This is a genomic window from Pseudomonas fluorescens (genome assembly GCF_001648775.1).
GTDB lineage: Bacteria > Pseudomonadota > Gammaproteobacteria > Pseudomonadales > Pseudomonadaceae > Aquipseudomonas > Aquipseudomonas fluorescens_M.
In genome coordinates this window covers 272,990-294,882 of the sequence record NZ_LVEJ01000001.1, presented here as the reverse complement: position 1 = coordinate 294,882, position 21,893 = coordinate 272,990, and the positions used below count along the sequence as shown (strand labels likewise).

Below are 21,893 nucleotides of genomic sequence, written 5' to 3'. Positions count from 1 at the left end.
GAGCAAGCTCATGACGCAAACACAGAGTATTTCGACCCCTAGGTCTCTCGATCCGACCTTTGGCGACGCTGGCATCCTCAGATTTCCGTTCCCCGGGTTCTCGGGATATGACGTGAGGGCGTTGCTGGCGCTGCCGCAAAACAAATTGCTGGTTGCCGTTCGCCTTTCGACACCCGGTGCGCCTACGGGGATCGTTCGTCTGCTTGAAGACGGTGCTCTCGACTCAGCGTTCGGTGGAGAAGACTCCGGCTATTTCGAGATCAGCCTGAAAGAAAATTTCTACATGAGCCGGATCCTCGGGTTTACACCGCTGAGCGATGGCGGTTGGCTGGTCCGTGCTGAGTACTCGGCAGAAGGCGCGAAATACTCGACGGGCCTGGTGCTGGTCAGACAGCGCGAGGACGGGCAACTGCAAACGTCCTTCGGCGAACAAGGCGTGCTTTATCTTCCTTACGAGAAGATGGGAGGAGGCGCATATTCCGGGGTGGTGCAAGAGTCTGGCAGCGGTGCCGCAACGGCTGGCGCAGCAGGGATGGCCGCTCAACAACTGGATGAAAAAATCGTCGTGGTCAGTACCGTTAGAGATGCTGCCGGACGGGAAAAAGGTATCGTTCTGAGGTTCGAGCCGGATGGCTCACCCGATGAGACCTTCAACGGCACTGGCTTTGCGTTCATAGAGCTTGCAGAGATTTCGCCTTCGGACATCGTTGCGCAAGCGGTCGCGACCCAGGTTGACGGCGCCGTGGTGATCTGCGGCAATTATTTCGCGGTGGGTAAGCCTGGCGCTTACGTGACTCGTTTCGATGCAGCGGGCAAGGTCGACAGGGGATTTGGAACCAAAGGAGCGGTATATGTGCCCCGCGATGAATGGATCAGCCTGGACGTTGCGGCAATAGTCGACGACAAAATCGTTGTGGCCGGCGGTGCGGCGGTGAACGGCGTGCCTCAAGGCTTGATTGCGGTGCTCAATTTCAGCGGTTCCTACAATCGGGTGTTCAATGGTGGTAATCCACTGATTTCGTCACCTGTCTCCCAAGGCGTCAGGTGGTTGCATTGCGTGCCTCGTACGGACGGTTCAGTCATCGTTTGCGGTAGTAGTGGCAACGGTGTGTTTGACGAGACTCTCAGCGCGGTTACCGCACGCTTTCAGGCGGATGGTTCTCCGGACCCTTCTTTCTTCGGTACGGGATTTACTGTTTTCAATGAAAGCGCGGGTTTCGAATACCCACACGGCATGGCCGTGATGGATGATGGGCGTATCGTGGTGGGCGGAGTGTATTTCACCGACTCGGGGACCGATAAAGGCTGGGTGATCCGTTACCTGAACAAGTCGGATTAAGCCGGAGGTTGGGTATATCGCGGGCAAGCGTCGCTCCAACTGGAGGTCGCTTGCCCGCTTGCGTTCAGGCCTGGCTGAACTGCGAAGCCAGTTCACGCAGCAGCACTTCGGCTTCGAGCACTTTGCTGACGACGTCGTTGGCTTTGTCGCGGGTCAGGCCCACACGTTCAAGCAGCGCATCCGGAATATCTTCATCCGGTCCAGAGCCAATCCCGCGTCCACGCAGCAGGCGCACGGCCAGGCAGACGAGGTTCGGGTATTCGGCGTAGGCGCCGTCGTAGCTTGGGTCGTGCTGGAAGCGCAGAGCGGTGGCCAGTTCATCGGGCATGTCCCAGTAGCGCATCAGCCACGAGCCGATCTGTTCGCGGCTGATACCGAGCAGGTGTTGCTCGATGTAGCTGTGGCACAGGTGCGGGTTGACCTCCAGGTGGCGGCAGATCAGCGAGAAGTGCGGCGGGAACACGTGGGCCAGCAGCAGGTAACCGAAGTTATGCAGCAGACCGGCCAGATACGTCAGGCCGGCTTCCGGGCGCTGGGCGCGCGGCATGGCGCGGGTCAGGCCTTCGATGACGGCGGCGGTGTAGATCGATTGCTGCCAGTACGGCGTGGTGTGTTGCGGGTGGTCTTTCGGCAGGCTCAGGGTCTTGCCGAGGGCCAGGCCCAGCGCAAGGTTGATCACCAGATCGAAGCCGAGTACGCGGACGATCGCGTCTTCCACCGAACGAATCTTGCCTGGCGAGGCGTAGTACGGCGACGCTGCCCAGCTCACCACTTGCGCGGCCAGCGCCGGGTCGGTTTCAACCACGCCGGTGATGTCGTCGATGGTGGCGTTGGGGTCAACACGCAGCTTGATGATTTTTTGTGCCGTCTCGGCCAGCGGCGGAATTTCGATGGTCGCTTCCAGACGCTGCTGAATGCGCCGCGCGGTGAACGCTTGCACGGCCTGGGTGATTTCCTCGCGGTCATCGTCCGGGCGGTCGAGGTTCGGGCGGATGCTGCTCAGGGCTTCGCCGAAGTTGGCGGCGCTGGCCTTGGTCAGCATGGTCTTGAAGTCTTCGCTGGCGATTTCCAGCAGCAGGCCCGGCTCGCCGGAGTTGATCAGCAACTTCGGCTCACGCAGCAGGCTTTCTTCGTAGAGGCACGGCGAACTGGTCAGCGCCGGCAGGCCTGGCAGCAGGCTCAGGCTGTGTTTGCCGAGCATTTTTTCCAGACGCTCGGTGGAGACGGCGGTGAGGCGACGGCCAGTCAGTTCGGCGAGGCGGTTGAGGTCGAGCAATTGGCTCTGCGGAAACAGCACCATCAGCGCGCCGACGGCGTCGTCGAGCAACACGGCTTGTACCTTGCGCGATGCATTGAGGCCGTGGTGATCGAGCACTTCTTCGTAGGCGATGCCCAGCTTGCCTAGCAGCAGCCGAATGACAGACGGCGCGTGCGGGGATTCGGGGGCGAGAGCGGCTTCGGTCATGATCTGTATCCGTTTTTGAAACAATGGCAGGAGTATAACCAGCTTGGTCAGAACGATCTGTCAGAAACTGCGACGGTGCTCACACTTGGCCGTATTGCTGCCCATGGCGCAACCAGCGGTCGAGCAATGGGCTGACGTGGGTCGGCCAGCGTTCCAGCAGGGCTTGGGCGGCGTCGCGGACGGCGGGCAGCAGGTCGGCGTCGCGCATCAGGTCGGCGACTTTGAATTGCAGCAGGCCGGTCTGGCGGGTGCCGAGCATTTCGCCGGGGCCGCGCAGTTCGAGGTCTTTTTCGGCGATGACGAAACCGTCGTTGGTCTCGCGCATGATGCCCAGACGCTGGCGACCGATCTGCGACAGCGGCGGATGGTAGAGCAGCACGCAATGGCTGGCGGCGCTGCCCCGGCCAACGCGGCCGCGCAATTGGTGCAGTTGCGCGAGGCCGAGGCGCTCTGGGTTTTCGATGATCATCAGGCTGGCGTTGGGCACGTCGACGCCGACTTCGATCACCGTGGTCGCGACCAGCAGTTGCAGGTTACCGGCCTTGAATTCGGCCATGACGGCGGCTTTCTCGACGGGTTTCATGCGCCCGTGAATCAGTCCGACTTTCAGTTCGCCGAGGGCGAGGGTGAGGTCTTCAAACGTGGTTTCGGCGGCCTGACAGGTCAGCTCTTCGGATTCTTCAATCAGCGTGCACACCCAATAGGCCTGACGGCCTTCGGCGCAGGCACCGCGCACGCGTTCGATGACTTCGACGCGACGGGTGTCGGTGACCAGCACGGTGTTAACCGGCGTTCGTCCGGGCGGCAGTTCGTCGAGGATCGAGGTGTCGAGGTCGGCGTAGGCGCTCATCGCCAGCGTCCGCGGAATCGGCGTGGCGGTCATGATCAGTTGATGCGGGCACATGCGCCCGCCGACGCCTTTCTGCCGCAGCGCCAGACGCTGTTGCACGCCGAAGCGGTGCTGTTCGTCGATGATCACCAGCGCCAGATTCTTGAACTGCACTTCGTCCTGAAACAGCGCGTGGGTGCCGACCACCATCGGCGCGCCGCTGGCGATCTGTTCCAGCGCGGCGACGCGGTTTTTGCCCTTGAGCTTGCCGGCCAGCCACGCCACTTCGATGCCCAGCGGTTCGAGCCAGCGCTTGAAGGTGATGAAGTGTTGTTCGGCGAGAATCTCGGTCGGCGCCATCAGTGCGACTTGGTAGCCGGCCTCCAGCGCTTGTAGGGCGGCGAGGGCGGCGACTACGGTTTTGCCCGCGCCGACGTCGCCCTGAATCAGCCGCAGCATCGGTTCGTGCTGGCTGAGGTCGTAAGCGATTTCGTTGCCGACACGCTGTTGCGCACCAGTCGGGCTGAAGCCGAGGTTGGCCAGATACTTCGGTGGCAGCTTGGTCGCTTTCGGCATTGCCGGGGCGCGCAGCGAACGCATGCTTTCGCGCAGACGCTGCTGCGACAGTTGATGGGTCAGCAGTTCTTCGAAAGCGAGGCGATGCTGCGCCCAGTGATGGCCGAGGGAGAGTTCATCGACGTCGGCATCGGCGGGCGGGTTGTGCAGGTAGCGGATCGCATCGGCCAGCGGCGCCAGTTGATAGTCGCGCGCCAGTTCGGTTGGCAGCCAGTCGGGCAAGGTGTCTGGCTTGAGCATCGTCAGCGTCTGCATGCACAGCTGACGCAGACGCGCTTGGGTCAGGCCTTCGGTGAGTGGATAAACCGGGGTCAGGGTTTCATCGACTGGCGGCGGTTCGTCACCGGTGATGGCGCGGTATTCCGGGTGGTAGATTTCCAGTCCTGACGCGCCGGGCCGGGCTTCGCCGTAACAGCGAACCCGCGTGCCGCGTTTGAGGCCTTCTTTCTGTGCATTGCTGAAATGATAGAAGCGCAGGCTGAGGCCGCCGGTGCCGTCCTGCAGGCGCACGACAAGGCTGCGCCGGCGGCCCATGACCACGTCAGCGCCGCTGACGGTGCCTTCGACCACGGCGTCCTGCCCCGGTCGCAGCGCACCGATCGGCACCACGCGGGTGCGATCCTGATAGCGCAGCGGCAGGTGAAACAGCACGTCCTGAAGGTTCTCAAGACCGACCTTGGCCAGTTTCTCGGCCATGGCCTCGCCGACACCCTTGAGTGCCGTCACCGACACTTGCGACAGCTCAGTCATGACGCTCGCTTAACCGGCCGTAACCGGTGCCGCTGGCTTGGCCACCGAACACAGGCGAATGGAGTCGGCGAGGATCTCGATGGCTTTCGGCCGCGGGAAACTCGCGCGCCAGGCAATGGCCACGGTGCGGAACGGCACCGGTGGCGACAGCGGACGCACTTCGATCACGCCGGGGGCGTAGTGATGGCTGTCGACGGCCGACAACGGCAGGATCGAGATGCCCAGACCGGAGGCGACCATGTGCCGGATGGTTTCCAGCGAGCTGGATTCGACGGTGGTGTGCTTGGCGCCGTCGTTGCCCTTGGTCAGGGTCGGACAGGCTTCCAGCACTTGATCGCGGAAGCAGTGGCCTTCGCCGAGCAGCAGTAGGCTCTTGTCGTTGAGCAGCCCGGCGTCGATGGTTTCTTTCTGTGTCCACGGGTGCTGGGCCGGCATGAGTACGTAGAACGGCTCGTCGTACAGCGGCAGGGTCAGCACGTCGGCTTCGTTGAACGGCAGGGCGATGATGATCGCGTCGAGCTCGCCGTTGCGCAGTTTGTCGCGCAGCACGTGGGTGAAGTTTTCTTCGATGTACAACGGCATCTGCGGGGCGACCCGGTGCAGTTGTGGAATCAGGTGCGGGAACAGGTACGGGCCGACGGTGTAGATCGCGCCGACTTTCAGTGGCGCGGTCAGCTGGTTCTTGCCGGCCTGGGCCAGTTCGCGGATGCCTTGGGCTTGTTCAAGGACTTTCTGCGCTTGGGCGACGATGCCTTCGCCAACCGGGGTCAGGCGCACGGCGCTTTTGCTGCGCTCGAAAATCAGCACACCGAGTTCGTCTTCAAGCTTCTTCACGCCCACCGACAGGGTCGGCTGGCTGACGTGGCAACGTTCGGCGGCGTGGCCGAAATGCTGCTCTTGGGCGAGGGTAACGATGTAGCGTAATTCTGTGAGGGTCATAGCAAGCGTCCATGAAGATGCGGGCCAAGCATACCGGCTGCAATCGATAGACGCACGTTATCAGACTGAGTGAGGAATGCGACACCGGGCAATGTCGGTTTGCCGTTGCCAGATATGCAAAAGGCACCTTTCGGTGCCTTTTTGGCTGGTTCTTCCGGCTAACGGAGAGCCCTTGTGGGAGCGAGCCTGCTCGCGAAAGCGCTGGGTCAGACAAGCATGGGCTGACTGACACGACCTCTTCGCGAGCAGGCTCGCTCCCACAGGGTATTGCGGTGTTGCTTAGCGGCGGCGTTCGAGGGAGTACACAAACGGCGCAACAATTTCGATCGAGCCATTGGTCAACATATCGGCCGGTGGCTTGGGCAGCGGTTGCGCGCGGCGGATCATTTCCAAGGTGGCCCGGTCCAGATCGGCGTTGCCGGAGCGGCCTACCAGTTCGAACGACAACACATTACCTTCGGCATCGACCACAAAGCGCAGACGGTTCAAGCCTTCTTTACCCCGCGCCTGAGCACTTTGCGGGTATTTTTTGTACTTCGCCAAATGCGCGAGCAAGGTGCCTTGCCAACTGGCTTTCGCAGCCATTTGGGCTGGCGAAGGACCCGGCGCAGGCTGGGCGGATTTCTCCGTCGGTGCCTGAGTCGGTTGGGTGTCGGCTGGTTTCTCCTCGGAAGGTTTTTCCTTCGGCGGATCAGGCAGCTTCTTCTCGACCGGCTTCGGCGGTTTAGGTTTTGGCTTCGGCTTGGGTTTCTGCACCGCGATTTCCGCTTTCGGTGCTTCGGCCAGCTTCGGAATCGGCAACTCTTCAACCGGAGCCGGTGGCTGCGGCGGTGTGACGACTTTCGGCGGAGCAGGCGGTGGCGGGGCCGGAACCGGGGCCAGCTCGACCATCATTGCCTGCGGCGGCAATTCGATGGGCGGGCGGGCGGTCCAGTTCAGCGCCAGCGCGATGGCCAGCGCATGAACGCCCAGCACCACGGCCAGGCTACCGCTGTAACGCGTCAGCTTATGGCGCGTCGTGATCATTTCTTGGCTGCCGTCTCAAGTCCGACCAGACCGACCTTCAGGTAACCGGCGCCGCGCAGCTTGTCCATCACGCTCATGAGGTCGCCGTAATCCACGCCTTTATCAGCCTGGAAGAAGATCGTGGTGTCTTTTTTGCCCTGAGTCTTGGCGTCGAGGACGGCGCCAAGGGTTTCGGCCTTCACTTCATCGTCGCCGATGTACAGGCGCTGATCAGCTTTCACGCTGAGAAAAACCGGTTTCTCTGGCCGCGGCGCCGGTTTGGCGGTCGAGGCAGGCAGGTCGACTTTGATATCCACAGTGGCCAACGGCGCGGCCACCATGAAGATGATCAACAGCACCAGCATCACGTCGATGAACGGCGTGACGTTGATTTCGTGGTTCTCGGCCAGATCGTCGTCTGCGCCTTCTTTCAAATGCAGGCCCATGGCCGATTACCCCACTTTAACCATGTGCGGCTGCGAGCTGCGCTCAGGCTGGTGGTCGAGGTCGCGGCTGACCAGCAGCAGCACTTCTGCCGAGGCGTCGGAAACCTGCGCCTTGTAACCGGCGATGGAGCGGGCGAAGACGTTGTAGATCACTACCGCAGGAATCGCTGCAACCAGGCCCAGTGCGGTGGCCAGCAGCGCTTCAGCGATACCGGGCGCTACGACAGCAAGGTTGGTGGTCTGGGTTTTGGCGATGCCGATGAAGGAGTTCATGATGCCCCACACGGTACCGAACAGGCCCACGAACGGCGCGGTGGAACCGATGGTGGCGAGCACGCCGGTGCCGCTGCTCATGTTGCGACCGCAGGCGGCAACCAGACGCTCAAGACGGAAGCTGACGCGTTCCTTGATGCCTTCTTTCTCGCGGCTGTTGACCGACAGGCGCATCTCTTCGAGGGCGTCGTGGACCAGCAGGTTGGCGAGGGTGCCCTCCTTGCCGGCGGTGGCGCTGGCTTCCTTCAGGGTGGTAGCTTTTTTCAGCGCAGCGATTTCACCACGCAGACGACGCTTGGCGCCCATCAGCTCGAAGCCTTTGGCGATCCAGATGGTCCAGGTGATGATCGATGCGATGGCCAGACCGATCATCACGATTTTCACGATGATGTCGGCGTTCTGGTACATGCCCCACGGCGAAAGGTCGTGGACCATGCCCAAGGTGTTGTCGGCTTCGAGCATTTCAGGGGCGTCGGCCGCATCGACCGCTTGCACTGGATCGGTAGCGGCCGGGGCAGCCGGAGCAGCGGCTGGTGCGCTTTGCTCGGTGGCGGCTGGCGTTGCAGGTGCCTGGGCGTCGGCGAATGCGGCAGTCGGTGCCAGCATCAGGCTGAGCAGCAGAGCCGCCACTGCGCTCCAGGCGCGAGGTCGATTGGTTGGCGAAGCGGGAATTTGATTACGTGTCATGCTGGCCGGACCTGAGATAGAAAAACGGTGATGCTCTACCAGGCCTCGTAAGGCCGAGAACAAAAGTGGCGTGCATTATTGCAAGTAATTCTTGTTAACAAAAGTAATAGAGTATCTTTTTTTCCTGCATTGCTAGCCGTTCGTCCTGTGCCAGAGCTAGTCTGTACCTTTCCGATGGGAGTTTTTTGATGTCCGCGCCTTCTGTTTTGATTGCCGGTTGTGGTGATGTCGGCAGTCGTCTGGCCACGCAATTGCTGGCGGCTGGCTACGAAGTTCACGGCCTGCGCCGGGACGTTTCGAAGCTGCCTGCTGGGGTGATCGGCGTTGCCGGTGACCTGTTCAACGAGGACTGCCCGGCGACCTGGCCGGTGGGGGCGGTGGACTATCTGGTGTATTGCGCCGCGGCCACCGATCACGACGAGGCCGGTTATCGCGCGGCTTACGTGCAGGGTTTGCAGAATGTGCTGAGTTGGCTGGATGACTACGGCCAAGTCCCTGAGCGACTGATCTTCGTTTCCAGCAGCAGCGTTTATGGGCAGCAGAATGGCGAGTGGGTTGACGAGACATCCGAGACCATTGCTTCTGGTTATTCCGGGCGGTTGATGCTGGAAGCGGAGCAGGTGGCGCTGAACAGTGGCCTTCCGGCGAGCATCCTGCGTCTGACCGGCATCTACGGCCCGGGCCGCGAATGGCTGTTGACTCAAGTGCGTCGCGGTTATCGCGTAGCCGTCGAGCCGCCGCTGTATGGCAATCGGATTCATGCCGATGACGCAGCTGGATTGCTGGCGTTCCTGTTGGAGAAGGCTCGTCAGGGTGTAAAGCTGGAGGATTACTATATTGGCGTCGACGATGCGCCGGCGCCTTTAGCTGAAGTGGTGGGCTGGCTGCGCGAGTATCTGGGCGTTACCGAATGGGCGGACGACGCCAGCGTGCGGCGCACCGGCAGCAAACGTTGCAGCAATGCCCGGGCGAAGGCGTTGGGTTGGACACCAACGTACCCAAGCTATCGCGAAGGCTACGCCGCGATCCTCGAAGGTAAATGCTGACTTTTTAACAACACAAAACAACTGTGGGAGCGAGCCTGCTCGCGAAAGCAGTGTGTCAGTCAAAGTGATATTGCCTGATACACCGCTTTCGCGAGCAGGCTCGCTCCCACATTTGATCTTCAGTGGTTTCAGAAGCGGGTTACTGCTTCTCCAGCAACCACTTGCGCTCGCCCGGCGTGTACTGCGGCATTTCATCCGCCAGTGCCGTGTTCACGGCTTGGAAAATCTCCAGTTCCTTGCCCTTGCGCGCAAAGATGTAGGCATTGCCCTGACCGTTGAGCTGTAACCACATGTTGTCGTTGGTGCTGCTCATCGACGCGCAATCGCCCGCCAGGCACAAGGCATAACGGTCGGCACCCGGCAAACCGGAAACCTGGCCATCAGCCTGGAACTGCACGGTGCTGCCTTCGCCCTGACCACTGGCGATTGTCCAGTTGCCGCCCATATAGGCCGAATACAGCGCACGTTCGAAACTGGCACCGATCGGTGCGCCTTCCGGCACCGGAATCTGTGCACGATCGAAGAGTTGCTCAGGTTCGTTATCGCTGGCGGCTTGCTGCAACTGCCCGCCATCACGTTTCAGCTCGCTGGCGGAGCTGCCATAGAAGTCGACTTTCCAGGCGCCGGATTTCTCACCCAGCAGCCGTCCTTCGACGTTCTCAAAACCGTTGGTGTAGCGGGCCTGACTGGCCTTGGTGTTGACGTCCCACTCAAGGTTCGGGCCGTAAGCCTGAAGCGCTTCGCGCAGGGGGCCGCCCTTGGCTGCGGCATCGATCGCCACCTGGTTGATCCAGGTGCCGCTGATGTCACGGTCGGCAGGGTTGCTGGCGCAGCCGCCGAGAAAAATGGCGAGCAGCGGGAGAGCTAGCGCTTTGCGCATCGTGGAATCCTTTCAAAACCTTTTCTTGCAGCAGTCGGCGCGGCGTTTGAAGGCCGCGCCGTGCGCATCACTCGATGACCAGAATGGCATCCATTTCAACCTGCGAACCCTTCGGCAGGGCAGCCACGCCGATGGCGGCGCGGGCCGGGTATGGCTGGTCGAAGTACTTGCCCATGATCTCGTTGACCTTGGCAAAGTGGCTCAGGTCGGTGAGGAAGATGTTCAGCTTGACGATGTCCTTGAACGAACCGCCAGCGGCTTCAGCCACGGCTTTGAGGTTCTCGAACACCTGGACGGTCTGGGCTTCGAAGCCTTCAACCAGTTCCATGGTTTTTGGGTTCAGAGGAATCTGACCCGACATGTAAACGGTATTGCCAGCCTTGATCGCCTGGGAGTAAGTACCGATGGCGGCCGGGGCCTTGTCGCTGGTGATAACAGTCTTGGTCATGTATGACTCCTTGTTAGGGTTGCGTTATGCACGCATGCGGGTGATGCGGATCACTCCGGTCAAGGCGCGCAGTTTCTTGATCACGCGGGCCAGGTGCACTCGGTCGTGGACGCTGACCACCAACTGGACCACGCTGATGCGACCATCGCGTTCGTCCATGCTGATTTTCTCGATATTGCCGTCGGCTGCGTTGACGCTACTGGCCAGCAGGGCGATCAGGCCGCGCTGGTGTTCCAGCTCGACGCGCAGTTCGACGTTGAATTCGCCGGTGACATCCTTGGCCCACGAGAGCTGGATGCATTTTTCCGGGTTGTGCCGGATTTCGCTGATATTGCGGCAGTTGTCGAGGTGCACGACCATGCCTTTGCCCGCCGACAGGTGCCCGACAATCGGGTCGCCCGGGATCGGCGTGCAGCACTTGGCGTAGCTCAGCACCAGGCCTTCGGTGCCGCGAATCGCCAGCGGGCCTTCCGGGCTTGGCAACTGCTCGCCTTCGCCAAGCAGGCGGCGGGCGACCACATAGGCCATGCGGTTGCCCAGGCCAATGTCTTCAAGCAAATCTTCGATCAGTTCGAGGCGGTACTCGGTGAGCATCGCCTTGACGCGTTCGGCCGGGATCTTCTCCAGCGAACTGTCGAAACCGTTGAGCACCTTGTTCAGCAGGCGTTCGCCGAGGCTGATGGACTCGGAGCGACGTTGCAGTTTCAGCGCATGGCGGATGTGCGTACGCGCCTTACCGGTGACCACAAAATTCAGCCACGCCGGATTAGGGCGAGCGCCGGGGGCGCTGACGATCTCGACCGTGGAGCCGCTTTGCAGCGGTTCGGACAGCGGCGCGAGACGGCGGTTGATCCGGCAGGCGATGCAACTGTTGCCGACGTCGGTGTGTACCGCGTAGGCAAAGTCGACCGCCGTGGAGCCTTTCGGCAGCTCCATGATCCGGCCTTTGGGCGTGAACACATAGACCTCGTCCGGGAACAGGTCGATCTTTACGCTCTCGATGAATTCCAGCGAGTTGCCGGCACGTTGCTGCATTTCCAGCACGCCTTTGACCCACTGGCGGGCACGGGCGTGAGTGCCTTTCGGCTGTTCGTCACCGCTGGATTTGTACAGCCAATGGGCGGCGATGCCGTTGTTGGCCATCTCTTCCATTTCGCGGGTGCGGATCTGGATCTCGATCGGTACGCCGTGCATGCCGAACAGCGTGGTGTGCAGCGACTGATAGCCGTTGGCCTTGGGGATCGCGATGTAATCCTTGAAGCGCCCCGGCAACGGTTTGTACAAATTATGTACAGCGCCTAGCACGCGGTAACAGGTATCGACCTTGTCGACGATGATCCGGAACGCATAGACGTCCATGATCTCGTTGAAGGCTCGACGCTTGCCGCGCATTTTCTTGTAGATGCCGTAGAGGTGTTTCTGACGACCGCTGACTTCACCCTGGATGCCGTCGATAGCGAGGCAATGGCCGAGGGATTCTTCGATCTTGTTGACGATTTCCTTGCGGTTGCCCCGGGCGCGCTTGACGGCCTGGTAGATCCGCGCGGAACGCATCGGGTGCATGGCCTTGAAGCCGAGGTCTTCGAATTCGATGCGGATCGCATGCATGCCCAGCCGGTTGGCGATGGGCGCGTAGATTTCGAGCGTTTCCTTGGCGATCCGCCGGCGTTTTTCGCCGGACAGCACTTCCAGCGTGCGCATGTTGTGCAGGCGGTCGGCGAGTTTGACCAGGATCACGCGAATGTCGCGCGCCATGGCCATGGCCATTTTCTGGAAGTTTTCGGCTTGGGCTTCGGCCTTGGTCTCGAAGTTCATCTGGGTCAGTTTGCTGACCCCGTCGACCAGTTCGGCCACGGTTTCACCGAACTGCGCTTGCAGCGCTTCTTTGGCGATACCGGTGTCTTCGATCACGTCATGCAGCATCGCGGCCATCAGGCTTTGATGGTCCATGTGCATGTCGGCAAGAATATTGGCCACGGCAAGAGGATGCGTGACGTACGCCTCGCCGCTGCGACGGCGTTGACCGTCATGGGCTTGTTCGGCGTAGAAATACGCTCGGCGGACCAGGTTGACCTGGTCGTTGCCGAGGTAGGTCGATAAGCGATCGGCGAGGGCGTCTATGCTCGGCATGATAATTCCTGCCGTAAGCTGTGATCCCGCGCCGTGCTACGTCGACCAGGCATAGGCTTAGACGGCCTCGTTGGACTCGTCCTCGAACGCTGCGAACAGCGGCTCATCCTGGACGATTTCCTGCTCGGCGATGAACTCGTAGCTCATCAGGCCTTCAGCGATTTCACGCAGCGCTACAACGGTAGGCTTGTCGTTTTCCCACTGAACCAGTGGCTCTTTGCCGCCGGTGGCCAGTTGACGGGCACGTTTGGTAGAGAGCATGACCAGCTCAAAACGGTTTTCCACGTGGTTCAGGCAGTCTTCAACGGTTACGCGGGCCATGGTATTCCTCGGAGCGAATGCAATATGCGCGCTGCCCGGTTGGGCGAGCGGACTCAACAGTTTAAAAAATCACCAGCGATTAGGGAAGCGCTGATTTTTTGACCAAGCTCTTCAACGCGCTGCAAGCACCAATGTAAAGCGCTTGCAGCGGTTTTGGGAAGTGCTTATTAACCGAGCAATTCGGCCAGCAACTTGCCGTGAAGCTGCTGCTGGCGCTTCTGAATCAGCTGATTGGCGCGGAAAATCGCCTTCAGATCGTCCAGTGCATGGGCGAAATCATCGTTGATGATCAGGTAGTCGTAGTCGACGTAGTGGCTCATTTCGCTGACGGCTTCTCGCATCCGCCCGTCGATGATTTCGTCGCTGTCCTGACCGCGGTTGGTCAGGCGCTGGTGCAAAGCCTGCAAAGACGGCGGCAGGATGAAGATAGAGCGTGCCTGTGGCATCAGCTTGCGTACTTGCTCGGCGCCTTGCCAGTCGATTTCCAGAATCAGGTCGTGACCGGCGTCCAGCGTTTGCTGCAGGTGGCTTTGCGAGGTGCCATAGAGGTTGCCGAAAACCTCGGCGCGCTCGAGAAAGTCGCCGTGCTCGCCCATCTTCACGAACGCTTCACGCGAGACGAAGTGGTAGTTCACGCCGTCCACTTCACCCGGACGCATGGCGCGGGTGGTGTGCGAGACGGAAACGCGAATTTCCGGTTTGGCGTCGGTCAAAGCCTTGACCAGGCTGCTCTTGCCTGCGCCCGAGGGGGCGGAAATGATGTACAGGGTGCCGGTGCTGTGGGTCATGTCGGGGTAGCCTTACTCAATATTCTGCACTTGTTCGCGCATCTGCTCGATCAACACTTTGAGGTTGACGGCGGCCTGGGTGCTGCGCGGGTCGAAGGCCTTGGAGCCCAGTGTGTTGGCTTCGCGGTTGAGTTCCTGCATCAGGAAGTCGAGGCGGCGTCCGGCCGCACCGCCGGACTTGAGCACCCGGCGCACTTCGATGATGTGGGTGCTCAGGCGATCCAGTTCTTCGGCCACGTCGCTCTTTTGCGCGAGCATGACCATTTCCTGTTCCAGGCGCTGCGGATCCATCTCTGCCTTCATGTCGGCAAAGCGGTCGAGGACTTTCTGGCGTTGGGTGGCGAGCATCTGCGGCACCAGCTCGCGCAAGGTCACGACGTCTTCTTCGATAGAGGTCAGGCGCTCGTTGATCAGCCGTGCCAGCTCCGCGCCTTCGCGCTCGCGACCGGCCTTCAACTCTTTCAGGCCTTGATTGAACAGGGCCAGCGCGTCGGCATTCAGCGCTTGCGGGTCGCTCGCATCGGCGACCAGTACGCCCGGCCAGGCCAGCACTTCCAGTGGGTTCAGTGCGGCAGGGTTGGTGATCAGGCTCGCAACGGTTTCGGCTGCGGCAACCAACTGCGCGGCGCGTTCGCGGTCGACTTGCAGCGGTTTGCCGGTGCTTTCTTCGGTGAAGCGCAGGGTGCATTCCAGTTTGCCCCGCGACAGGCCTTGACGCAGTGCTTCACGCACCGCGCCTTCGAGGTCGCGAAACGATTCAGGCAGGCGCAAGTGCGGTTCCAGATAGCGGCTGTTGACCGAGCGCAGTTCCCAGCTCAGGGTGCCCTGTGCGCCGGCTTTCTCGACGCGGGCGAAGGCGGTCATGCTGTGCACCATGGCGGTGACCTCGCAAATGCAGATCGGCGCGAAACCTGAGTTCCGCTGGCGCGATATCAATGAATTTAAGCCGACTGGCAGCAAAGGCGCAGGATTGTAGCGCAGTGCGGCGAATGCGCCCAAACACACGGTGTGACAAAGGGCTGCAGCCCGTCGGTAATACGCGTTTCAGGGCCTGCGATCGTCGGTCGGGATTTTTAACGAGTGCCCAGGCGCGGTGCAGGGCTCTATAATGCTCGGCAGTTTTCCGTCCCCAGTACAGGTATTCCCTATGAAACGTCCAAGTGGTCGCGCTGCCGATCAGCTCCGCTCGATCCGCATTACCCGCAACTACACCAAACACGCCGAGGGATCCGTACTGGTCGAATTCGGTGATACCAAAGTCATCTGCACCGTCAGCGTCGAAAACGGCGTGCCGCGCTTCCTCAAAGGCCAGGGCCAGGGCTGGTTGACCGCCGAGTACGGCATGCTGCCGCGCGCCACTGGCGAGCGTAACCAGCGCGAAGCGAGCCGTGGCAAGCAAGGCGGCCGCACCCTGGAAATCCAGCGTCTGATCGGCCGTTCCCTGCGCGCTGCGCTGGACATGTCCAAGCTGGGCGATGTGACTCTGTACGTCGATTGCGACGTGATTCAGGCTGACGGCGGCACCCGCACGGCGTCCATTACCGGTGCCATGGTTGCGCTGGTTGACGCGCTGAAAGTGATCAAGAAGCGTGGCGGCCTGAAGGGTGGCGATCCACTCAAGCAAATGATCGGTGCCGTATCGGTGGGTATGTATCAAGGTGAGCCAGTGCTGGATCTGGACTATCTTGAAGACTCCGCTGCCGAGACTGACCTCAACGTGGTGATGACCAGCACCGGTGGTTTCATCGAAGTGCAGGGTACCGCTGAAGGCGCGCCGTTCCAGCCTGAAGACCTCAACGCCATGCTGGAACTGGCCAAGAAAGGCATGAACGAAATCTTCGAACTGCAGAAGGCCGCGCTGGCCGACTGAGCAGGTTCGTAACCTGCAAGGAGGACGCGATGAGTGACGAGCAAGAGCTGCTGCCCAAGCCGAACCAGGAGGTTCGCCAATGGGCGATGCTTTGTCACTTGTCCAGCTTTTTGGGGAGCATGTTTCCATTTGGCAATCTGATTGGGCCGCTGATCCTCTGGCAGGTGAAGCGTGAGAGTGACGCCTTTATCGATGCGCAGGGCAAGGAAGCGTTGAACTTCCAGATCACCATGACTATTGCCATGGTCATCAGTGTGGCAATGATGGCGGTGCTTATCGGGTATGTTTTGATTGTTCCGGTGGTTGTTTGTGCATTGGTACTGCCGATTGTGGGTGCGGTGAAGGCTAATAAGGGGTTTCCCTACCGTTATCCGTTCACTTGGCGACTGATTAAGTAAGCGTCACGCCTTGACGCAATTCGAAGTGTTGAATAAATGCCCTGACTTGTCAGGGCATTTGCGTTTTTGCAATTAAATAAGCATCTACAGGGCGTAGGAATAGTCTGTCTGCGATCAGCGGTAGCGTGTGAATTTATATATATTCCGTTCTTACATCTTTGGTCACAACTGTGCGCCTGCGTGCGCGCTCATGTCCTTGGCAACGGCGCTTGGCGATTGTTAAAGTTGCCCTGCGTGATATTGCTTCTGAAATATTTCGATATATTCAAGCCATCGAAGGTACTTGAATTCCAAATTAATCAGTGTTGAGACAATCAGCCGATTCATGGGCGTGCCCAGGTAGAAAGTTCGCCTCTGAATATTTAGCCAAGAACAATCCAAATGATGCAGCTCGATTTTTATGGAACGCTGGTGGCCGCGTCTCTGGTGTTATTACTGGGGCGCGGACTAGTTACACGTGTTGGTTTCATGCGCAGTTACAATATCCCTGAACCTGTAGCCGGCGGCTTGGTAGTTGCCCTGGGATTATTGTTATTGCGAGCGTTCGATATTGAGGTGCGCTTTGAGACCTCTCTGCAAACGCCTTTGATGCTGGCTTTCTTTGCCACTATTGGTCTGAGTGCGGATTTTGCCAGTCTGAAGAAAGGCGGCCGCATCGTGAGGATTTTTCTGCTGGCCGTCACCGGCCTGTTGGTGGTGCAGAATGCGATGGGTATCGGGCTGGCCACAATGCTCGGGCTCGACCCTTTGATGGGTTTGCTGACGGGCTCGATCACTCTGGCGGGGGGACACGGTACCGGTGCGGCGTGGGGCACGGTGTTCAGTGAGAAGTACGGTCTGGCTTCTGCCTCCGAGCTGGCAATGGCCTCCGCGACGTTCGGGCTGGTGCTCGGTGGTTTGATCGGAGGACCGGTCGCTCGCTTGCTCATCAAGCGCGTGGAAGTACCCGGTTGCAATCAGCAGGACACGCCGCGACTGCCCAAGGGTTTTGAGCAGCCGAATAAAGAGCGCTCGATCACACCGTTTTCGTTTATCGAAACCCTGGCGCTGATTGCGGTCAGTTTGCTGGTAGGCAATCTGTTGAATGGGTTTTTGCAGGGGACGGCGTTCGAATTGCCAACCTTCGTATGCGTCCTGTTCGTCGGTGTGGTGCTGCGCAATGGTCTTTCGGCGCTTGGCCTGTATCAGGTGTTTGAGCGTGAAGTCTCGGTGCTGGGTAATGTCAGTCTGTCGTTGTTCCTGGCAATCGCCTTGATGTCACTGAAGTTGTGGGATCTGGCCGCGTTGGCCTTGCCGATCTTCATCATTCTGGCCGTGCAGGCGCTGGTCATGGCGCTGTTCGCGATCTTCGTGACGTTCCGGGTGATGGGGCGCAATTACGATGCGGCAGTGCTGGCGGCAGGGCATTGCGGTTTCGGGCTTGGCGCGACGCCGACCGCCATTGCCAACATGCAAGCGGTGACGCAGCGTTACGGGCCCTCGCAGATCGCATTTCTGGTGGTGCCGATGGTGGGCGCGTTCTTCATCGACATCATTAATGTCATCGTGATCAAGTTGTATTTGATGCTGCCGTTCTTCGTCGCCGTCTGAGTTTGATTCAGCCTCGAACGCAGGCATAAAAAATGCCCGTATCTTGCGATACGGGCATTTTTTTAACTGCGAAACGACGCTTAGATGGTCAGCGTCCAGTCGTAGTCGACGATCAACGGTGCGTGCTGCGAGAACCGTGGCTGACGCGGCAGGCGTGCACTGCGCACGAAGCGCCGCAGCCCTGGGGTCAGGATCTGATAGTCGAAGCGCCAGCCCAGATTGAGCATTTCGGCCTGTTCGTTATCCGGCCACCAGCTGTACTGGTCGCCTTCGCGGCTGACTTCGCGCAGCGCATCGACATAGCCCATGTTGCCGACAATCTCGTCCATCCAGGCGCGTTCTGGCGCCAGGAATCCCGGGGATTGCTGGCTGTCGCGCCAGTTTTTGATGTCGAGCTTCTGCTGCGCCACGTACAGCGAGCCACAATAAATGTACTCGCGACGTTTGCGTCGCTGTTTGTCCAGGTACTTGCCGAAGTCGTCCATGAGCTTGAACTTCTGGTTCAAGTCCTCATCGCCGTTCATCCCCGAAGGGAGCAGCAAGGTGGCAATACTGACTTTGTCGAAATCTGCTTGCAGGTAGCGCCCGTAGCGGTCGGCCGTCTCGAAACCGAGACCGCTGATGACAGCCTTCGGTTGCAACCGCGAATACAAAGCCACGCCACCTTGGGCAGGGACTTCAGCATCGCAGGCATAAAGGAAGTAGCCATCCAGTTGGAAGGCTGGGTCATCCAGTTCAAAGGCGGAGGCACGGGTGTCCTGCAGGCAGATGACGTCGGCATTCTGTGCTTGCAGCCAACTGAGCAAACCACGCTCGACTGCAGCCTGAATACCATTGACGTTCACACTGATGATCCGCATAAATGGCCCCAAAAATCGCGTGCGTGTATGATACACGGCGTCAAGCTAATTAGCTAAATCCGTGGTATTTGGGGTTTTTTTCATGCAAGCGTATCAGCGCGATTTCATTCGTTTTGCCATCGATCGCGGCGTTTTGCGCTTCGGTGAGTTCACCCTGAAGTCCGGACGCACCAGTCCTTACTTCTTCAATGCCGGCCTGTTCAACTCGGGTTCGGCCCTGGCGCAACTGGGGCGTTTCTACGCCGCAGCCATTGCTGAAAGCGGCATTCCCTTCGACGTCCTGTTCGGCCCGGCCTACAAAGGCATCCCGTTGGCGGCGACCACCGCCGTCGCGCTGGCCGAGCACCACGACCGTGACCTGCCATGGTGCTTCAACCGCAAGGAAGCCAAGGCCCACGGCGAAGGCGGCAGTCTGGTCGGCGCACCGCTGACCGGCGATGTACTGATCATCGACGACGTAATCACTGCCGGCACCGCAATTCGTGAAGTGATGCAAATCATCGCTTCCCAGGACGGCGCCAAGGCCGCCGGCGTGCTGATCGCGCTGAACCGCCAGGAGCGCGGCAACGGTGAATTGTCCGCCATCCAGGAAGTCGAGCGCGACTTCGGAATCCCGGTGATCAGCATTGTTTCGCTGAATCAGGTGCTGGAATTCCTCGCCGATGATCCGCAGCTCAAGCAGCATTTGCCAGCCGTGGAAGCCTATCGCGCCCAGTTCGGCGTTTAATGGCCTTGTAACAAACCTGTGGGAGCGTGCTTGCTCGCGAAAGCGGTGGGTCAGCTTGCATCAATGTTGAATGTGACGCCGTCTTCGCGAGCAAGCTCGCTCCCACAGGGATTGCGGTGCAAAAAAAGACCCCGCTCAGTCAGGCTGAGCGGGGTCTTTTTGTGTGCGCTAAGCCTTAAGGGCGCTTGCGATTGCTGATCAGCGTGCCCACACCGGTGTCGGTGAAGATTTCCAGGAGGATCGCGTTCGGCACGCGACCATCGATGATCAGCGAGCTACCCACGCCGCCCTGCACCGCTTCCAGTGCGCAACGAATCTTCGGCAGCATGCCGCCGTAGATGGTGCCGTCGGCAATCAGATCGTCGACCTGCTGTGTGCTCAGACCGGTCAGCACGGTGCCCGACTTGTCCATCAGGCCGGCGATGTTGGTCAGCAGCATCAGCTTCTCGGCTTTCAGTGCTTCGGCGACTTTGCCGGCCACCAAATCCGCGTTGATGTTGTACGACTCGCCGTTCTCACCCACACCAATCGGCGCGATCACCGGAATGAAGTTGCCTTTGACCAGCAAGTTCAGCAATTCGGTATTGATCCCGACCACTTCGCCCACCTGGCCGATGTCGATGATTTCCGGCTGGGTCATCTCCGGTGTCTGGCGGGTCACGGTGAGCTTCTTCGCCCGAATCAGCCCGGCGTCTTTACCGGTCAGGCCGATGGCGCTGCCGCCGTGGCGGTTGATCAGGTTGACGATGCTCTTGTTGACCTGGCCACCGAGGACCATTTCCACGACGTCCATGGTCGCGGCGTCCGTGACGCGCATGCCATCGACGAAGTGGCTTTCGATCGACAGGCGCTTGAGCAGATCACCGATCTGCGGGCCACCACCGTGCACGACCACCGGGTTGATGCCCACGGCTTTCATCAAGACGATGTCGCGGGCGAAGCCGGTTTTCAGCTCCTCGCTTTCCATCGCGTTGCCGCCGTATTTGATCACCAGGGTCTTGCCGACATAACGTCGGATGTAAGGCAACGCTTCGGACAGGACCTGGGCGGTATGGGCGGCGGCTTCGCGTTCGAGGGTCATTCAGGGCTCCGGGTGAATCAGAACGGTAGTTGGAGATCAGGTGCAACGCGTTTCAGTTGGGCGTGGAACACATCCTTGATGCGTTGCAATTCAGCCTCGTCATCGGCCTCGAAACGCAGCACCAGCACCGGTGTGGTGTTGGATGCGCGCACCAGGCCCCAGCCTTTGGCGTAATCGACTCGCACGCCGTCGATGGTGGTCAGGTCAGCGCCTGCGCCCCACTGTGCGTCGTGCAGAGCATCAATGATGCTGAATTTGCTCTCTTCGGTCACATGGATATTGATTTCCGGCGTAGAAATATCGTTCGGGAAGGTCGCAAACAGCTCTTCCGCGGTGGATTTTTCCTTGCTGAGGATCTCCAGCAGTCGTGCGGCGCTGTAGATGCCGTCGTCGAAACCGAACCAACGCTCCTTGAAGAAGATGTGCCCGCTCATTTCGCCGGCCAATAGCGCGCCGGATTGTTTCATTTTCTTTTTGATCAACGAATGGCCGGTCTTCCACATTAGCGGGCGACCGCCGTATTCCTTGATCAACGGCACCAGACGACGGGTGCATTTGACGTCGAAGATGATTTCCGCGTCCGGGTTGCGCGCGACCACGTCACGGGCGAACAGCATCAGCAGGCGATCCGGGTAGACGATGCTGCCAGTGTTGGTCACCACGCCGACGCGGTCGCCGTCGCCGTCGAAGGCCAGGCCGATATCGGCGTTGGTTTCCTTGACCTTGGCGATCAGGTCGACAAGGTTCTCAGGCTTGCCCGGATCCGGGTGATGGTTGGGGAAGTTGCCATCGACCTCGCAGAACAGCGGGATTACTTCGCAGTTCAGCGCTTCGATCAGTTGCGGGGCGATCACGCCGGCCGCGCCGTTGCCGCAGTCGACCACGACCTTCATGCGCCGGGCCAGTTTGATGTCCTGGACAATTTCGGTGTTGTAGCGGTCGAGGATTTCGACCTGAGTGACGCTGCCCGTGCCGCTGCTCAAATTGTTGCTCTTGAGGCGTTCATGCAGGGCCTGGATCTGTTCGTTGGCGAGGGTGTCGCCGGCGATGACGATCTTGAAACCGTTGTAGTTCGACGGGTTGTGGCTACCGGTGAGCATCACTCCGGATTTGCCGGCCAACACGTTGGCGGCGTAGTACAGCGCCGGCGTCGGTACCAGACCGACATCGCTGACGTGGCAGCCGCTCTCGGCGATACCGCGGATCAGCTCGGCAACCAGCTCCGGGCCGGACAGGCGACCGTCGCGGCCGACGGACACGTTTGGCTCACCTTGAGCGAGGCTCTGCGAACCGATGGCGCGGCCAATCCAGTAAGCGGTTTCGGCATTGAGGAATTCCGGCACGGTGCCGCGAATGTCATAGGCGCGGAAAATGCTGTCGGGCAGCGTCGGGGCGATCTTGGCTGGGGTGCTCATCTACGGAAATGCTCCATCTCGAAAGGGGCG

20 protein-coding genes and 1 pseudogene are annotated in these 21,893 nt (G+C 60.1%); 6 read left to right on the top strand and 15 right to left on the bottom strand.

Going from position 1 to position 21,893, the window contains the following annotated elements; all coding sequences use genetic code 11:
- Positions 1-10 precede the first annotated feature (10 nt).
- Positions 11-1,339: a hypothetical protein gene (locus tag A8O26_RS01405; RefSeq protein WP_064116443.1), complete on the top strand. Its 1,329-nt coding sequence runs from the start codon at positions 11-13 to the stop codon at positions 1,337-1,339.
- A 64-nt stretch (positions 1,340-1,403) separates the two neighbouring features.
- Here the strand turns inward: A8O26_RS01405 and A8O26_RS01400 are convergent, their stop codons facing one another.
- The 6 genes from A8O26_RS01400 to exbB all read right to left on the bottom strand — a co-directional run bounded on the left by A8O26_RS01400 (position 1,404) and on the right by exbB (position 8,309).
- Entirely contained in the window at positions 1,404-2,804 is a 1,401-nt protein-coding gene (locus tag A8O26_RS01400) for an aminoacyl-tRNA deacylase and HDOD domain-containing protein (protein WP_064116442.1), read from the bottom strand.
- Between the two features lie 79 nt (positions 2,805-2,883).
- On the bottom strand, positions 2,884-4,959 hold the full coding sequence (recG, locus tag A8O26_RS01395; RefSeq protein ID WP_064116441.1) for an ATP-dependent DNA helicase RecG: 2,076 nt from the start codon (positions 4,957-4,959) through the stop codon (positions 2,884-2,886).
- Between the two features lie 9 nt (positions 4,960-4,968).
- Positions 4,969-5,898, bottom strand: coding sequence for a hydrogen peroxide-inducible genes activator (locus A8O26_RS01390; protein WP_007920331.1), 930 nt, complete (start codon positions 5,896-5,898; stop codon positions 4,969-4,971).
- Positions 5,899-6,177: 279 nt separating this feature from the next.
- On the bottom strand, positions 6,178-6,924 hold the full coding sequence (locus A8O26_RS01385; protein WP_064116440.1) for a TonB family protein: 747 nt from the start codon (positions 6,922-6,924) through the stop codon (positions 6,178-6,180).
- Positions 6,921-7,349 (bottom strand): TonB system transport protein ExbD, encoded by a 429-nt coding sequence (gene exbD / locus A8O26_RS01380; protein WP_016985807.1) that lies wholly within the window; start codon positions 7,347-7,349, stop codon positions 6,921-6,923. The genes A8O26_RS01385 and exbD overlap by 4 nt, the downstream gene beginning before the upstream one ends.
- Before the next feature lie 6 nt (positions 7,350-7,355).
- A complete protein-coding gene (exbB, locus tag A8O26_RS01375) occupies positions 7,356-8,309 on the bottom strand; it encodes a tonB-system energizer ExbB (RefSeq protein WP_064116439.1) in 954 nt (317 codons plus the stop codon).
- Between the two features lie 188 nt (positions 8,310-8,497).
- On the opposite strand from exbB, the gene A8O26_RS01370 reads away from it, so the two are divergent.
- On the top strand, positions 8,498-9,355 hold the full coding sequence (locus A8O26_RS01370) for an SDR family oxidoreductase (protein WP_064116438.1): 858 nt from the start codon (positions 8,498-8,500) through the stop codon (positions 9,353-9,355).
- Between the two features lie 139 nt (positions 9,356-9,494).
- Here A8O26_RS01370 and A8O26_RS01365 read toward each other — a convergent pair whose 3' ends face one another.
- The 6 genes from A8O26_RS01365 to A8O26_RS01340 form a co-directional block, all read right to left on the bottom strand.
- The gene (locus A8O26_RS01365; RefSeq protein WP_064116437.1) at positions 9,495-10,235 is read right to left on the bottom strand and encodes a hypothetical protein; all 741 of its coding nucleotides are present in this window, start codon (positions 10,233-10,235) and stop codon (positions 9,495-9,497) included.
- A 67-nt stretch (positions 10,236-10,302) separates the two neighbouring features.
- Entirely contained in the window at positions 10,303-10,683 is a 381-nt protein-coding gene (locus A8O26_RS01360; protein WP_064116436.1) for a RidA family protein, read from the bottom strand.
- 24 nt (positions 10,684-10,707) lie between these two features.
- Positions 10,708-12,813, bottom strand: coding sequence for a bifunctional GTP diphosphokinase/guanosine-3',5'-bis pyrophosphate 3'-pyrophosphohydrolase (gene spoT / locus A8O26_RS01355; RefSeq protein WP_007920338.1), 2,106 nt, complete (start codon positions 12,811-12,813; stop codon positions 10,708-10,710).
- Positions 12,814-12,870: 57 nt separating this feature from the next.
- The gene (rpoZ, locus tag A8O26_RS01350) at positions 12,871-13,134 is read right to left on the bottom strand and encodes a DNA-directed RNA polymerase subunit omega (protein WP_016985812.1); all 264 of its coding nucleotides are present in this window, start codon (positions 13,132-13,134) and stop codon (positions 12,871-12,873) included.
- Between the two features lie 167 nt (positions 13,135-13,301).
- Positions 13,302-13,922 carry a guanylate kinase gene (gene gmk / locus A8O26_RS01345; protein ID WP_064116435.1) on the bottom strand — a complete coding sequence of 207 codons (621 nt, stop codon included), beginning with the start codon at positions 13,920-13,922 and terminating at the stop codon, positions 13,302-13,304.
- A gap of 12 nt (positions 13,923-13,934) precedes the next feature.
- Positions 13,935-14,798, bottom strand: a complete 864-nt coding sequence (locus tag A8O26_RS01340; protein WP_064116434.1) for a YicC/YloC family endoribonuclease — start codon at positions 14,796-14,798, stop codon at positions 13,935-13,937.
- Positions 14,799-15,069: 271 nt separating this feature from the next.
- Between A8O26_RS01340 and rph the strand changes: the two genes are divergently transcribed.
- The 3 genes from rph to gltS all read left to right on the top strand — a co-directional run bounded on the left by rph (position 15,070) and on the right by gltS (position 17,780).
- Positions 15,070-15,792 (top strand): ribonuclease PH, encoded by a 723-nt coding sequence (rph, locus tag A8O26_RS01335; protein WP_027610407.1) that lies wholly within the window; start codon positions 15,070-15,072, stop codon positions 15,790-15,792.
- A 29-nt stretch (positions 15,793-15,821) separates the two neighbouring features.
- Positions 15,822-16,190 carry a DUF4870 domain-containing protein gene (locus tag A8O26_RS01330; protein ID WP_064116433.1) on the top strand — a complete coding sequence of 123 codons (369 nt, stop codon included), beginning with the start codon at positions 15,822-15,824 and terminating at the stop codon, positions 16,188-16,190.
- Positions 16,191-16,571: 381 nt separating this feature from the next.
- The gene (gene gltS / locus A8O26_RS01325; protein WP_064116432.1) at positions 16,572-17,780 is read left to right on the top strand and encodes a sodium/glutamate symporter; all 1,209 of its coding nucleotides are present in this window, start codon (positions 16,572-16,574) and stop codon (positions 17,778-17,780) included.
- An 80-nt stretch (positions 17,781-17,860) separates the two neighbouring features.
- Here the strand turns inward: gltS and A8O26_RS01320 are convergent, their stop codons facing one another.
- On the bottom strand, positions 17,861-18,640 hold the full coding sequence (locus A8O26_RS01320) for an exodeoxyribonuclease III (protein ID WP_007920349.1): 780 nt from the start codon (positions 18,638-18,640) through the stop codon (positions 17,861-17,863).
- Between the two features lie 82 nt (positions 18,641-18,722).
- On the opposite strand from A8O26_RS01320, the gene pyrE reads away from it, so the two are divergent.
- Positions 18,723-19,367: an orotate phosphoribosyltransferase gene (pyrE, locus tag A8O26_RS01315; RefSeq protein WP_008078597.1), complete on the top strand. Its 645-nt coding sequence runs from the start codon at positions 18,723-18,725 to the stop codon at positions 19,365-19,367.
- Positions 19,368-19,542: 175 nt separating this feature from the next.
- On the opposite strand, the gene argB is transcribed toward pyrE, so the two are convergent.
- Both argB and A8O26_RS01305 read right to left on the bottom strand, forming a co-directional pair.
- Complete coding sequence (gene argB, locus A8O26_RS01310; RefSeq protein ID WP_003229488.1) at positions 19,543-20,448, bottom strand: acetylglutamate kinase; 906 nt, start codon at positions 20,446-20,448, stop codon at positions 19,543-19,545.
- 17 nt (positions 20,449-20,465) lie between these two features.
- Positions 20,466-21,842, bottom strand: a pseudogene (locus A8O26_RS01305) (phosphomannomutase/phosphoglucomutase); the annotation flags it as partial.
- Positions 21,843-21,893: the final 51 nt, after the last annotated feature.